The organism is Mesorhizobium sp. U510 (genome assembly GCF_059180695.1).
In genome coordinates this window covers 674,341-686,797 of the sequence record NZ_CP180532.1, presented here as the reverse complement: position 1 = coordinate 686,797, position 12,457 = coordinate 674,341, and the positions used below count along the sequence as shown (strand labels likewise).

17 protein-coding genes are annotated in these 12,457 nt (G+C 63.8%); 6 read left to right on the top strand and 11 right to left on the bottom strand.

From position 1 onward, the window contains the following. Window positions 1–75: 75 nt before the first annotated feature. The gene (locus ACLGL5_RS05270; RefSeq protein WP_027047537.1) at window positions 76–756 is read left to right on the top strand and encodes an outer membrane lipoprotein carrier protein LolA; all 681 of its coding nucleotides are present in this window, start codon (window positions 76–78) and stop codon (window positions 754–756) included. 230 nt (window positions 757–986) lie between these two features. Further along, on the top strand, window positions 987–1,793 hold the full coding sequence (locus tag ACLGL5_RS05265; protein WP_038650507.1) for an exodeoxyribonuclease III: 807 nt from the start codon (window positions 987–989) through the stop codon (window positions 1,791–1,793). A gap of 140 nt (window positions 1,794–1,933) precedes the next feature. Here the strand turns inward: ACLGL5_RS05265 and ACLGL5_RS05260 are convergent, their stop codons facing one another. From ACLGL5_RS05260 to ACLGL5_RS05250, 3 genes are all read right to left on the bottom strand, one after another. Beyond that, entirely contained in the window at window positions 1,934–2,431 is a 498-nt protein-coding gene (locus ACLGL5_RS05260; RefSeq protein WP_069090487.1) for a GNAT family N-acetyltransferase, read from the bottom strand. A 9-nt stretch (window positions 2,432–2,440) separates the two neighbouring features. Further along, window positions 2,441–2,899 (bottom strand): cyclic nucleotide-binding domain-containing protein, encoded by a 459-nt coding sequence (locus ACLGL5_RS05255; RefSeq protein WP_069090486.1) that lies wholly within the window; start codon window positions 2,897–2,899, stop codon window positions 2,441–2,443. Between the two features lie 122 nt (window positions 2,900–3,021). Then, complete coding sequence (locus ACLGL5_RS05250; protein WP_010912284.1) at window positions 3,022–3,705, bottom strand: response regulator transcription factor; 684 nt, start codon at window positions 3,703–3,705, stop codon at window positions 3,022–3,024. A 144-nt stretch (window positions 3,706–3,849) separates the two neighbouring features. On the opposite strand from ACLGL5_RS05250, the gene ACLGL5_RS05245 reads away from it, so the two are divergent. Next, window positions 3,850–4,386 carry a L,D-transpeptidase family protein gene (locus ACLGL5_RS05245; RefSeq protein ID WP_223217913.1) on the top strand — a complete coding sequence of 179 codons (537 nt, stop codon included), beginning with the start codon at window positions 3,850–3,852 and terminating at the stop codon, window positions 4,384–4,386. A gap of 98 nt (window positions 4,387–4,484) precedes the next feature. On the opposite strand, the gene ACLGL5_RS05240 is transcribed toward ACLGL5_RS05245, so the two are convergent. Next, complete coding sequence (locus ACLGL5_RS05240) at window positions 4,485–4,727, bottom strand: hypothetical protein (protein WP_038650500.1); 243 nt, start codon at window positions 4,725–4,727, stop codon at window positions 4,485–4,487. Window positions 4,728–4,857: 130 nt separating this feature from the next. Here ACLGL5_RS05240 and gcvA point away from each other — a divergent pair, with 130 nt between their 5' ends. Then, window positions 4,858–5,790 carry a transcriptional regulator GcvA gene (gene gcvA, locus ACLGL5_RS05235; protein WP_019861981.1) on the top strand — a complete coding sequence of 311 codons (933 nt, stop codon included), beginning with the start codon at window positions 4,858–4,860 and terminating at the stop codon, window positions 5,788–5,790. Between the two features lie 24 nt (window positions 5,791–5,814). On the opposite strand, the gene ACLGL5_RS05230 is transcribed toward gcvA, so the two are convergent. From ACLGL5_RS05230 to tsaD, 7 genes are all read right to left on the bottom strand, one after another. Next, window positions 5,815–6,558, bottom strand: a complete 744-nt coding sequence (locus tag ACLGL5_RS05230) for a glycosyltransferase family 25 protein (protein WP_494372881.1) — start codon at window positions 6,556–6,558, stop codon at window positions 5,815–5,817. A 15-nt stretch (window positions 6,559–6,573) separates the two neighbouring features. Next, the gene (locus ACLGL5_RS05225) at window positions 6,574–6,990 is read right to left on the bottom strand and encodes a DUF1761 domain-containing protein (RefSeq protein WP_069090485.1); all 417 of its coding nucleotides are present in this window, start codon (window positions 6,988–6,990) and stop codon (window positions 6,574–6,576) included. Between the two features lie 69 nt (window positions 6,991–7,059). Beyond that, window positions 7,060–7,758 (bottom strand): class I SAM-dependent methyltransferase, encoded by a 699-nt coding sequence (locus tag ACLGL5_RS05220; RefSeq protein ID WP_441938901.1) that lies wholly within the window; start codon window positions 7,756–7,758, stop codon window positions 7,060–7,062. Next, window positions 7,713–8,138, bottom strand: a complete 426-nt coding sequence (locus tag ACLGL5_RS05215) for an EVE domain-containing protein (protein ID WP_019861976.1) — start codon at window positions 8,136–8,138, stop codon at window positions 7,713–7,715. The genes ACLGL5_RS05220 and ACLGL5_RS05215 overlap by 46 nt, the downstream gene beginning before the upstream one ends. Before the next feature lie 38 nt (window positions 8,139–8,176). Next, on the bottom strand, window positions 8,177–8,473 hold the full coding sequence (locus tag ACLGL5_RS05210; RefSeq protein WP_069090484.1) for a YciI-like protein: 297 nt from the start codon (window positions 8,471–8,473) through the stop codon (window positions 8,177–8,179). 51 nt (window positions 8,474–8,524) lie between these two features. After that, window positions 8,525–9,556 (bottom strand): NAD(P)H-dependent glycerol-3-phosphate dehydrogenase, encoded by a 1,032-nt coding sequence (locus tag ACLGL5_RS05205; RefSeq protein WP_069090483.1) that lies wholly within the window; start codon window positions 9,554–9,556, stop codon window positions 8,525–8,527. Continuing rightward, complete coding sequence (gene tsaD / locus ACLGL5_RS05200) at window positions 9,553–10,638, bottom strand: tRNA (adenosine(37)-N6)-threonylcarbamoyltransferase complex transferase subunit TsaD (protein ID WP_494372947.1); 1,086 nt, start codon at window positions 10,636–10,638, stop codon at window positions 9,553–9,555. Before tsaD ends, ACLGL5_RS05205 begins: the two co-directional genes overlap by 4 nt. 102 nt (window positions 10,639–10,740) lie before the next feature. On the opposite strand from tsaD, the gene hemC reads away from it, so the two are divergent. Then, window positions 10,741–11,667 carry a hydroxymethylbilane synthase gene (gene hemC / locus ACLGL5_RS05195; RefSeq protein WP_069090481.1) on the top strand — a complete coding sequence of 309 codons (927 nt, stop codon included), beginning with the start codon at window positions 10,741–10,743 and terminating at the stop codon, window positions 11,665–11,667. Between the two features lie 2 nt (window positions 11,668–11,669). Beyond that, a complete protein-coding gene (locus ACLGL5_RS05190) occupies window positions 11,670–12,380 on the top strand; it encodes a uroporphyrinogen-III synthase (protein ID WP_069090480.1) in 711 nt (236 codons plus the stop codon). The last annotated feature ends 77 nt before the right edge of the window (window positions 12,381–12,457 follow it).

Sequence of the window (12,457 nt, the reverse complement as noted above, 5' to 3'; positions counted from 1 at the left end):
CGCCCCGCCAAACTTCAGCCCAACTGGGGGTTCAGGACAGCGACAGATACAGGAATCACCACGAGAGTGACCGACATGAAAAACGATCTTTCCAAGCTCAGCGATTTTGCCCCGACCCGCCGCCAGCTCCTCGGCTTCGGCCTTGTCGCTACGGGTGCAGCCGCCTTCAACGTGGTGCCCGGGTTCGAGCTGCTGGCTTCGGCGCAGGCGGCCGTGCCCGCCGCCGCGCAGAAGATCGCCGACCATTTTTCCTCGGTCAAATCGATGAGCGGCGAATTCGTGCAGTTTGGCCCCAAGGGCGAGCAGACCGGCGGCAAATTCTTCCTCGAGCGGCCGGGCAAGATCCGCTTCAACTATGATGGAGCGTCGAATTTCAAGGTGATCTCCGACGGCAAGTCGGTGGTCATACTCAACAAGAAAATGAACACATCGGACCTTTATCCGCTGTCGAAGACGCCGCTGAAGCTGCTGCTCGATGACCGGATCGACCTCTCCGGCGACCGCGTCAAGAGCGTCAAGGAAGAAGACGACCTCACCACCATCCAGCTTTCCGACAAGTCGGTGTTCGGCAATGCGCGCATCACCATGATGTTCGATCCGAAAACCTATGATCTGCGCCAGTGGACGATCACCGACGCGCAAGGCAAGGACACCACGGTGATGATCTTCAACACCAAGGAAGGCGTCAGCTTCGCGCCCGACACCTTCGCCATCGACTATACGGCGAACCGCGAGCTGAACACCAAGACAAGATAGCTCCCGTCGCTACGGCAAGTTTGCGGCGGCGGCGCTGAAACCAGTTTCTTTCTCCCCGTTTGCGGGGAGAAATGCCCGGCAGGCCAATGAGGGGCGCCGAGATCAATAACTGGCGCCCGGCTTGTCTTTGCTGCCCGCGGCTGGCAGTTTCCGGACTGACTCCCTCAAAAGGCGTCTTCTCCGTCAGGGCCTATCGATCCTGGCTGGCTGCACGCTGTCCGGATTGCCAAATGCCCTTTTCCGTCGCCACTTGGAACATCAATTCGGTTCGTCTGCGCATGCCGATCGTGGAGCGACTGCTCGACGAGTACGCGCCCGACGTGCTTTGCCTGCAGGAAACCAAGGTTCCCGACGAGCTGTTCCCGGAAAAGGCATTCCGCAGGCTCGGCTACCAGCACATCGCCTTCCATGGCCAGAAGGGCTATCACGGCGTCGCCACGGTGGCGCGGCGGCCGATCGAGGTGGTCGAAAAGCGCCGCTTCTGCGAGATCGAGGACAGCCGGCATCTGTCGGTGACGGTGCGCGCCGGCGGCAAGACGATCCTGCTGCACAATTTCTACGTTCCGGCGGGCGGCGACGAGCCCGATCCCGAAATCAACAAGAAATTCAAGCACAAGCTCGATTTCGTCGCCGAGATGAACGCTATTCGCGCCGAGCACACAGAGGTGTCCGCCTCGGTGCTGGTCGGCGATCTCAACATCGCGCCGCTCGAGCACGACGTCTGGTCGCACAAGCAATTGCTCAATGTGGTCAGCCACACGCCGGTCGAGACCGAAAACTTCGAGGCGATGCGGCTCGCCGGCAATTGGGTCGACCTGATGCGGCACAACGTGCCACTAGACCAGAAGCTCTACACCTGGTGGAGTTATCGCGCGCAGGACTGGGAAGCATCGAACCGGGGCCGGCGGCTCGACCATGTCTGGTCGTCGCCCAATCTGGTGCCTGATTTCGCCGGCTACGAAATACTGCGCGCGGCGCGCGGCTGGGAGCGGCCGTCGGACCATGTTCCTGTCATCGCGCGCTTCGACCTGGATTAGGTATGTCGATATTCAGGTGAGGCCGGCCTGCAAATAGCGGCTTCCTGCGCTTCCGGTGCTCACGTACCCAAAAGTACGCTCCGCTCCGGTTCTCGAAAGCCACCATTTTCGGCTCGGCCTGACCTGAATCTCAACACACCTTAGGCCGGCGTCCCTGCTCGACGTTCCCATTCCGGCCGCAGCTGCGCCATGACCAGTTCGTCGCGGTGCACGCCATTGAAAAACGCGCTTCCTCGCGCAATACCTTCGGCTGTGAATCCAACAGCCTCGTAGGCGCGCCGCGCGCGATGGTTGTCCGGAAAGAGGCTGATGCATAGCCGATAGGCGTCGGTTTCGACAAAGGCCCGGTCAATCGCTGCCGCCAGCAGCATTCGGCCCTGGCCTTGGCCCGGCGCGACAACGGCAATGCGCTTGACCAGTGTCACACGTTCGGCAGAAGCCCAACCGCGCAAGATCACGAAGCCGATCGGCGCCGAGCCTTCGATCCCTACGAAATAGGCGTGGGTGCCGTCGGCAAAGGCTTGGCGATGACATGGCTCATCCCAGCGTCCGACAAAGGCATCGTAGCCTGCGCGCCGTTCGGTGGCCATGATGAAGGGCAGGTCATTTTCGGTGGCTCGAACAAGCCGGAAGTCCATTCGCGACTCTCACCTACCCGAAAACCGTGGCGCCAGTTCCTCGATGCGGCGGATCATGTCCTGGAATTCCTCGGAGATGCGCTGGTGCAGCTTCACCGCCAGTTCCGGATATTCCTCGAGGATGCGGCGGAACATCTTGCGGCTGAGCCGGATCACTTCCGAATCGATTTCGGCCGACGCGCTGGTCAGCCGATTGGTGTCGGCGATCAATGCCAGTTCGCTGAGCATGGTGCCGGGGCCGGCGGTGCCGATCGGGATACGCTCGCCACTCTGCTCGCGATAGAGCACGATGCGTCCGCTGACCACGATATAGGCCGAATCGGCCTCGTCGTCCTCGCGGTAGAGCTTGTGGTTGGCCTGCAGCAGGGTGGTCTCGGCGCCGAAGGCGAGCAGGCGCAGCTGTTCCTGCGTGAAACCCTGGAAGAGCCTCACGGCGGACAGAATGCGGATGTCGTCATCCAACGCCATCTCTAGCTGCGTCCCCGAACGGTCAGTCCAATCCCTCCTTCACGAGTTGATCCTTAATCCCCTCCAACAGGATCGCACCCGAAAGCGGTCCCGCCCAGACCGCTTATTGGATAATGAAATGTTTAAGGAACCAGCTTGTAGCCACCGCTTTCTGTCACAAGAATTTCCGCATTGGAAGGATCGCGCTCGATCTTCTGGCGCAGCCGGTAGACATGGGTTTCCAGCGTGTGCGTGGTGACGCCGGAATTGTAGCCCCAGACTTCCTCCAACAGCACGTCGCGCGTCACCACCTTCTGGTCGGCGCGGTAGAGATATTTGATGATCGAGGCTTCCTTCTCCGTCAGCCGCACCTTGCCGCCACGCGGGTCGATGAGCAGCTTCTGGCTGGGTTTGAAGGTGTAGGGGCCGACCGAGAAGGTGGCGTCCTCACTCTGCTCGTGCTGGCGCAGCTGGGCACGGATGCGCGCCAGCAGCACCGCGAAGCGGAACGGCTTGGTCACATAATCGTTGGCGCCGGCCTCGAGACCCAGAATCGTGTCCGAATCGGTGTCGTGGCCGGTCAGCATGATGATGGGCGCCTTGTAGCCGCCCTTGCGCAGGATCTTGACGGCCTCGCGGCCGTCCATGTCGGGCAGGCCGACATCCATGATGAGCAGGTCGATGAGGCCGCCGCGTGCCGCCGTGACGCCTTTTGCCGCAGTCGCTTCCTGCAGCACGTCGAATTCCTCGTAGAGGGCGAGTTGCTCGACCAGTGTGCCGCGCAGGTCGTCGTCGTCGTCGACGATTAGGATGGTGCGTGAAGTCATGGATCAATCCGTTGTTTTGAAAATGAAATTCAGTTGACCGCTGCGTATTTATGCGGAAGCTGGCCGACACAATAGCCGATCACAGTGATTTGTTCCGTGGCACGATCATACAAGAAAAAACGCGATCGCAATGCAGCCGGCGCAATTTTGCCGAAACGGCTGCGTGTGCTGACCGTGCGGGCAAGGCCCGGCCACCCCAGCCAGGGCCTGCTGCAGGCCGGAAAAACCGTGTTTGCCTGCGCGCTCGGGCGTGGCGGCATCTCGGCCGACAAGCGCGAGGGCGATGGCGCCACGCCGCTCGGCTCGATGCGGATCCTGTCGGGTTATTTCCGGGGAGATCAGTTTGCCGGTGGCCGCCGGACGCGGCTTGCGATGACGCCGATCGGGCCCGACCTCGGTTGGTGCGAGGTATCAGACGACCGCAACTACAACAGGCCTGTCAAGATCCCCTATGGCGCCAGCCATGAGCGCATGCGGCGCGACGACCGGCTCTACGACGCCTGCCTGGTGCTCGACTGGAACATCGCGCCGCGCCGCCGCGGGCGCGGCAGCGCCATCTTCTTCCACCTGGCGCGACCGGATTTCACGCCGACGCAAGGTTGCGTGGCGGTGACCGCGCGCACGATGGCCCGGCTGCTGCCGCTGCTGTCGGGTAGGACAGTGGTGAAGGTGGTGCGGTAGGGAATGGGCAGTAGGCAGTAGGCAGTAGGCAGTAGGCAGTAGGCAGTAGGCAGTAGGGATCTCTTTCTACGTCTATCCCCTACTGCCCACTTCCTTTTCTATCGCTTCTGCCAACCCGTGCCCAGCAGTCCGATTTCACGGAGTTCCCGGTCCATCGCCCTGGCGATGTCGCGGCGTTCGCCGCCGATATCGCGCAGTTCACGGTCGGAAAGGTCGTCGACCGATTCCAAGGGAAGCCTGGCGGCGACGTTGGCCTGGCGCAGCCAGTCGAACGTGGCGCGCAGCCACTGCGGGAGAGATGATTTCAGGGCGGTATGGGACTTCAGAGCGATGTCGGTCATGGCTTTATCCGGTTTCTCCGGATATCAAATCCGGTTTGAAGGTATCTCGATGTCGAGATCATACCGGATTGAAAAACAAACGGGAAACGAGTAGTTCTTTTCAGATCATCAAGTTTTATTTGGAGATCAGATGTCTCGCCTCCTGCCCGGAACGCGCGCGCTGAGGACCTTCGAGGCGGCGGCGCGTCACCTCAATTTCACCCGCGCCGCCGACGAGCTTGGGCTGACGCCGGCCGCGGTCAGCCATCAGGTCAAGGAAATCGAGGATCAGCTTGATCTGGTGCTGTTCACCCGCACCAGCCGCACCATGCGGTTGACGGAAGCGGGAAACGTGCTTCACGAGGCGTCGATCGATGCGCTCGACCTGCTCAACCGGGCGGTGTCGCGCGCCCACAAGATGACGCGCGGCACGGCGCTCTTGAAGGTGACGCTCGACGCGCAGTTCGCGACGAAATGGCTGATGCGGCGCATCGACGATTTCCGCGGTCAGAGGCCGGGCATCGAGTTGCGTTTCGACATCACCTACGATGTCAGGGACTTCGAGCGCGACGACGTCGATATCGGCATCCGGTTCGGCACCGGCAGATATGCCGGGCTTTGCGCGCACCGGCTGTTCGACAACATCATCATCCCGGTGTGCAGCCCGGCGCTGCTGGCTTCCGGGCCGCCGCTCAACGAACCGCGCGATCTCTTCCGGCATACGCTCGCGCATATCGATTGGTCGCGGCAAGGCGTCACCTGGCCGAACTGGAGCATGTGGATGCAGGCGGCCGGCGTCGACGATTTCGACGACAGCCGCACGCTCGTCTTCGGTTCCTCGACCGATGCCACGCAGGCGGCACTCGACGGCAATGCCGTGGCGCTGGCCGACTTCGCCATGGTCGCCAATGATTTGTCGCAGGGGCGTCTCGTGCGCCCCTTCGAGCTCGGCATCAAGGTCGCGCCGGAATTCGCCTATTTCCTGGTCTATCCGGAAACCGTGAAGGACGACGCCCGCATCGCAGCGTTTCGTGAGTGGCTGCTGGAGGAAGCGGCAAAGACGCACGGCACGGAGAAGGTGTAGGCGGCTGCCGGGCCTGTCTTTCGGTCACGACCGGGCGTTGTAGCCGAAGATCATGCGTCGGAACTTCTTCAGGGTCCATTTGAGCTTTTTGTAGAAAAGCGGCTGCTTTTTGCTGGCGACGGAGGTGTGAAATGAGCCGTTCTCGCTGCCCTGCTCGGCAATCGGCCGCTCGAACCAAAGCATCTCAACCCCGAGCCTCTCGTCCATCTGCTCAATCTGGTGGTCGATCGCCGTCGATATCTTGTTTTGCGCGATCCAGGCGCAGCGGGCCTCGGCAACCGGGCGGGTGATAAGGTAGGAATTGGCGCATCTTGCATGGAGAGCCGGATAAAGCTTCTGGCCCTTCCGCAATTTCCAACTCGGCGTGTAGTAGTTGCTGCCATTGCCGAGATAGATGACGGCCTTGCGCGTTGAGCCGCCGAGTTCAGCCAGCCCCTGCCGGAACTTGGCGACGAAGTCGCGGGCGAGGAAGACGTCGTCCTCGAAAACCAGGCAGTAGGGCTGGTCGGTCTCGAGGAAATCGCGCCAGATGCCGACATGTTTCAGCGCCAGCGAGACGGTCGCCAGGTGGGTAAGGGCGGGCGCGACCAGCTCGTTTCGGATTTCCGGCGTGATGTCTGCCTGGTCCCAGTCCGTGTAAAAATAGACCGGCACGCCGCGCCGCTCGAATTCGCGGACGATGTGGCGGCGCCGGTCGTCATAGCCTTGCTTGACGTGGCAGATCCGGGTGAACACCTGGTCGCGTGGAAATCCGGACTCGTCCGCCATCGACAATGCGCCGGCTTAGCTTGCCGCGGCGCCGAACCAGCCGATCACCGCGCCGACGATCAACAAGACGCCCAGCCAGTGGCCAGCGTCGATGAGGGTCAGGTCCCAGCCGAAATTCTCGTAGCGATGGTTGACCGACAGCGTCGTGGCGACGAAACCCAGCCAGAGCACGAAACCGAAGACAAGCCCGGCGAGCAATGTCGGTTCACCGCCGGTCATCGCCCCGACCACCAGCGCCATGATGTAGGCCATGACCAGTTCGGCGACGAAGCTGATGACGAAAGGCAGCGGCGATTTCTTCATCGTCGCCGGATCGAGCTTGGCGGCCTTCAGCCACGGCTTGCTCAACACCATGTACCAGGCGGCGCCGAACAGCCAGGCCAAGACGGCGGCGGCAATGACCGCCAGCCAGTTCACTGCTGAAAAATCCATGAGCTTCCCCCTCCAGATGCAGGCCATGCGACATGCATGCATTCTGTATCAGGCGCTTCGGCGATGGCGTCAAGCAAAGCGCCAGACGGTGGTGCGCTTGACCAGGGAATCCTCCAGCGCCCGCGTGACTTCCACCTCATAGACTGCAAGCGGCTCCAACCCCGATTTCGGCAGATACGACCGGCCGGGATCGCCGACGAAGATCTCGGCTCCGCGCGCCTTGAGTGTCGCAAACCATGGCATCAGGCGGTCGGCGAAGGATTTGTCGTAGAAAACGTCACCGGCCAGCACCACGTCCCAGCCCGCATCGGTGCCGATGCAATCCGTGCCGAGGAAGCCGATCCCGACGCCATTGGCCTCGCCGTTGAGGCGGATCGCGGTGGCGCAGAACGGGTCGATGTCGGCGGCGATCACTTCGGCGGCGCCCGCCTTGGCGGCGGCGATGGCGACAAGGCCGGAGCCCGAGGCGAAGTCGAGCACGCGCTTGCCCCGCACCGTGTCGGGATTGTCGAGGACATAGCGGGCAAGGCCCTGGCCGCCTGCCCAGGCAAAGGCCCAGAAGGGCGGCGGCAGGCCGATCTCGACCAGTTCGTCCTCGGTCCGCTGCCACAGATCGTGCGCTTCATCGGCGAGGCGCAGCAGAATCTCCGGCACGTGCGGCGGCGCCATCAGCGCCGTGTTGTCGAGGATGAATTGCTTCGCGCCGTGCGGGGTGAGTGCCGTCACGGAGCGGGCGTCAGGCCGCCCATGCGGCAGACTTCCTTCCATTCGGCCGGGGTCACCGGCTGCACGGAAAGCCGGCCGAGCCGCACCAGCGCCATTTCGGCAAGCTTCGGATTGGCTTTTACCTGTTCCAGGGTCGGCGGGTTCGGCACATCGCGAACCGCGCGGATGTCCACGCATTCCCAGCGCGGATCATCCGAAGTGGTGTCGGGGTGGGCCAGCGCGCAGACTTCGGCGATGCCGACGATGTTGAGCCCCTCATTGGAATGGTAGAAGAAGCCGAGATCGCCGATCTGCATGGCCTTCATGTTGTTGCGGGCGGCGTAGTTGCGCACGCCGTCCCATTGCGTGCCTGCCTTGCCCTTGGCCTTCAACGCCTCGAAGGAGAAAACCGAGGGTTCGGATTTGAACAGCCAGTAGTTCATGTTTCTCCTCCGTGCGATCCAGGTGCCGGCAACCGGAATTAACTAGCCGCCGGCTTGTTGAACGTCCAGTTCCACTGGCGAATTTCGACGCTTTCGAACAGGCCCGCCTTGGCATAGGGGTCGGCGGCCGACAAGGCCTGCGCCGCGGCCAGATCCGGCGCCTCGACGACCACGAGACTGCCGTTGGGCTTGCCGTCGGCATCGAGGAACGGACCGGCGAAGGCCAGTTTCTTGTCCGCATTCAGCCCTTCGAGAAAGGCGACATGATCGGGCCGCGTGTCGAGGCGCACCTGCAGGCTTCCGGGCTTATCCTTGCAAACAAAAGCAAACAGCATGGTCTTTCTCCTGGTCGTTGAGATTGAAATTGGGGGGTTGAAGTTGGGGGATCAATCGTTGGTTTCGGTCTTCAGCGGCCGGGTCATCAAGGCCGTCACGGCCTGGCGGATGGTGATGGTGCCGTCCAGTATGGCTGCCACGGCAGCGATGATCGGCGCGTCGATGCCGCGCTCGGCGGCGATGCGGGCGGCGATCGCCGCCGTCGGCACGCCCTCGGCCAGCGCCAGTCCGGCAAGCGCCTTGCCTTGCCCGAGCGCCAGCCCGTAGGCGAAGTTGCGCGATTGGGCGGACGAACAGGTCAGCAACAGGTCGCCAAGGCCGGAAAGCCCCATCAAGGTCTCGGGCCTGGCGCCGAAGGCGGCACCGATGCGGCGCAGTTCGACGAAGCCGCGCGTCACCATGGCGGCCTGGGCGCTGGCGCCGAGCCCGGCGCCGGTGACGGCGCCCGCGGCAATGGCAAAGACATTCTTCAAGGCGCCGCCGATCTCGACGCCGATCAGGTCGTCGCTCGAATAGCAACGCAGGTTTTCGGCGGAAAAGCGGGCGGCAAGGTCAACCGCCAGCGCCTCGTCACGGGCGGCGACCACCACCGCCGTCGGCAGGCCGCGGGCGACATCGGTGGCGAAGCTCGGGCCCGACAGTGCGGCAACCGGATTTCGCGGCAGGATTTCCTCGACAATTGCCGACAGCAAGGCGCCGGTGTCGCGCTCGATGCCCTTGGCGCAGAGAACAAGCGGGATGCCACCCGGTATATGGTCCTTCGCGGCCGTCAGCGTCGCCCGCAGCGATTGCGCCGGCGTCACCGCCAGCACGCAATCGGCGCCCGAGAGCGCTGCTGCAATGTCCGATGTCGCCTCGATGCCGGGCGCAATGGCGATGCCGGGCAGATAGCGCGGATTCTGGCCTTGGCCGATCGCCGCCACGGTTTCCGGATCGCGCGCGAACAGCCGCACCTTATGGCCGGCGCGCAGCATGGCCAGCGCCAGCGCCGTGCCCCAGGCGCCGCCGCCCAGCACGGCGACCTGCCAGCCGCCTTTACCGGGACGGGCCATGCCCTGACTGTTCTCGCTTGGACCAGTCATGCCTTGGCTCCGCGCCGGCCGGAACCGACCATCGGCGCCGAGATGCTGTCCAGCGGCCAGCGCGAGCGCGGCACGAAATCGAAGCCGTTCTCCTGCGCCATGCCTTCCCGCAGCCGTTCGATGCCGGCCCAGGCGATCATCGCGGCATTGTCGGTGCAAAGCTTGAGCGGTGGCGCGACGAAGGTGAAACCGGCCTCGGCGCACAACCGTTCCAGCGTTGCCTTGATGGTGCGGTTGGCGGCGACGCCGCCGGCAACCACCAGCGCAGGGTTTTTCGTGTCGGGAAATGTCTGGCTGAATTGCGCCAGCGCGCGCGAAACGCGGTCGGCCAGCGCATCGGCGACCGCTGCCTGGAACGAGGCGCAGATGTCGGCGACGTCCTGGTCGCTCAGCGGCTCGATCGCGGTCGCCGCCTGGCGCACGGCGGTCTTCAGGCCGGAGAAGGAGAAGTCGGGCTGCGCCGAACCCTTCATCGGCCGAGGGAAGGCAAAGCGCGAGGCGTCACCTGATAGAGCCGCCGTCTCGACGTTCGGTCCGCCTGGATAGGGCAGGCCGAGCATCTTGGCGGTCTTGTCGAAGGCTTCGCCGAGCGCGTCGTCGATGGTGGTGGCCCAGCGCTGATAGTCGCCGACACCGCGCACCGCCAGGATCTGCGTGTGACCGCCGGAGACCAGCAGCAGCAAATAGGGAAATTCGAGCCCATCGGTCAGCCGCGCCGTCAACGCGTGTCCTTCGAGGTGGTTGACGGCGATCAGCGGCTTGCCTGCGGCGGCGGCGATCGCCTTGGCCGTCATCAGCCCGACGATCAGGCCGCCGACTAGGCCGGGGCCGGCGGTGGCGGCGATGGCATCGATATCGGCAAGGGTTGTGCCCGAATCGGCCAGCGCCGCCTCGATGATGCCGTCCAGCGCCTCGACATGGGCGCGGGCGGCGATCTCGGGCACGACACCGCCGAAGGCAGCATGTTCCTCGATCTGCGAAAGCACGACGTTGGACAGGATTTGCGGCGCGGCATCGCCTTCCAGCGCCACGACGCTGGCGGCGGTCTCGTCACAACTCGTCTCAATGCCCAGAACGCGGATCAATTCGTCGCTATCCCAAGAGATTGTGTAGCCAGGCGTTCCCCTTTAGGGAGAATGCCGGAAACGCAAAGCCAGCCGGGGGGTTATCACGGACCGCGCGCCATGCAAACAATCTTGAAAATCGGAACACGCGGCAGCCCGCTGGCGCTGGCACAGGCGCATGAAACACAGGCGCGGCTGATCGCCGCGCATGGCCTGCCGGCGGAAGCCTTCGAGGTCGCCGTCATCTCGACCAGCGGCGACCGCATCCAGGACCGGCCGCTGTCGGAGGCCGGCGGCAAGGGCCTGTTTACCAAGGAAATCGAGGAAGCGCTGCTTGCCGGCGCGATCGACATCGCCGTTCATTCGTCGAAGGACATGCCGACGCGATTGCCGGACGGTCTGGAACTCAGCGCATTCCTGCCGCGCGAGGATGCGCGCGATGCCTTTGTCGGCAAGGCGGCAAAGGCCATCGCCGAGCTGCCGCGCGGCGCCAAGGTCGGCTCGTCGTCGCTCAGGCGGCAGGCGCTGATCCGCCGCATGCGGCCGGATCTCGACGTGGTGATGTTCCGCGGCAATGTGCAGACGCGGCTGCGCAAGCTCGACGAAGGCGTCGCCGCCGGCACCATCCTCGCCTATGCCGGGCTGAAGCGGCTCGGTCTTGAGCATGTCGCCACCGATTTGATGCCGCTCGACATTTTTCCGCCCGCACCCGGACAGGGTGCGATCGGCATAGAGAGCCGTATCGGCGACCGCGACGTCGAAAAGATGCTGACGGGGATCCATGATGTTCGGACGGGGCAGGCGCTGGCCTGCGAACGCGCCTTCCTGGCGGCGCTCGATGGCTCCTGCCGCACGCCGATCGCCGGCCATGCGACAATCGAGGCCGGAAATCTCTCTTTCGCCGGCCTGATCATCTCACCCGACGGCACGCAGTCGCACACGGTCGAATTGCAGGGACCGGCACAGGATGCCGCCCGTATCGGCAATGAGGCCGGACGGACGGTGCGGGCCAAGGCCGGCGAAAAGTTCTTCGACGGCTGGCTCTGAAGATGCTTCGCGTCCTGGTGACCAGACCGGAACCGGGCGCCTCGCGCACGGCGCGGCGGCTTCAGGAGACGGGCTTTCAACCGGTCGTTCTGCCCTTGACCGAAACGGTGGCTTTGCCTGCCGATACGGGGTTCGTCACTGGTGATGCCGTTGCCGTTACCAGCGCCAACGCCGTGCGCCATGCCTCAAGAGAGGTCATCGCGTCGCTTGCTGCTCTTCCTTGCCATGCGGTGGGCGCCAGGACCGCCGAAGCGGCGCGCACGATGGGGTTCTCATCCGTCATTGAAGGCTCGGGCGATGCCGAGGCGCTGGCCGACGCCATCGCGGCGGCGTTGCCCGGCAAGGCAATCACCTATCTCTGCGGGCGCGTGCGGTTTCCGATGTTCGAACAACGGCTGGAAGCGGCTGGAGTCCGGGTTCGCGCCGTGGAGACGTATGACACGCTCCCGGTGCCATATTCCGACGAGACCATCCTCGCGCTGCTTTCCGGCCAGTCGGTCGATGCGGTGCTGCTCTACTCGGCCAAGGCGGCCGTCGCGATGCAGGCTTTGAGCAAACGGCCTGCCTTGCAAGAGGCCTTTGAAAAGATACAGGTTTTCGCTCTTTCCGCCCGCATAGCCGCTGCCTTCGGCGACGGCGCCGGCAAAACAATCCACATCGCCGCGCGACCCGACGAGGAGGCGCTGCTGGCGCTTTTGCGGGTGCTGCCCTGAGCCGCGTCATCACACCGCCCCTTTTCACCGCTTGGTGATGTGCTAGACCCTTTCTGAACCATCACGCGCCGCCAGGC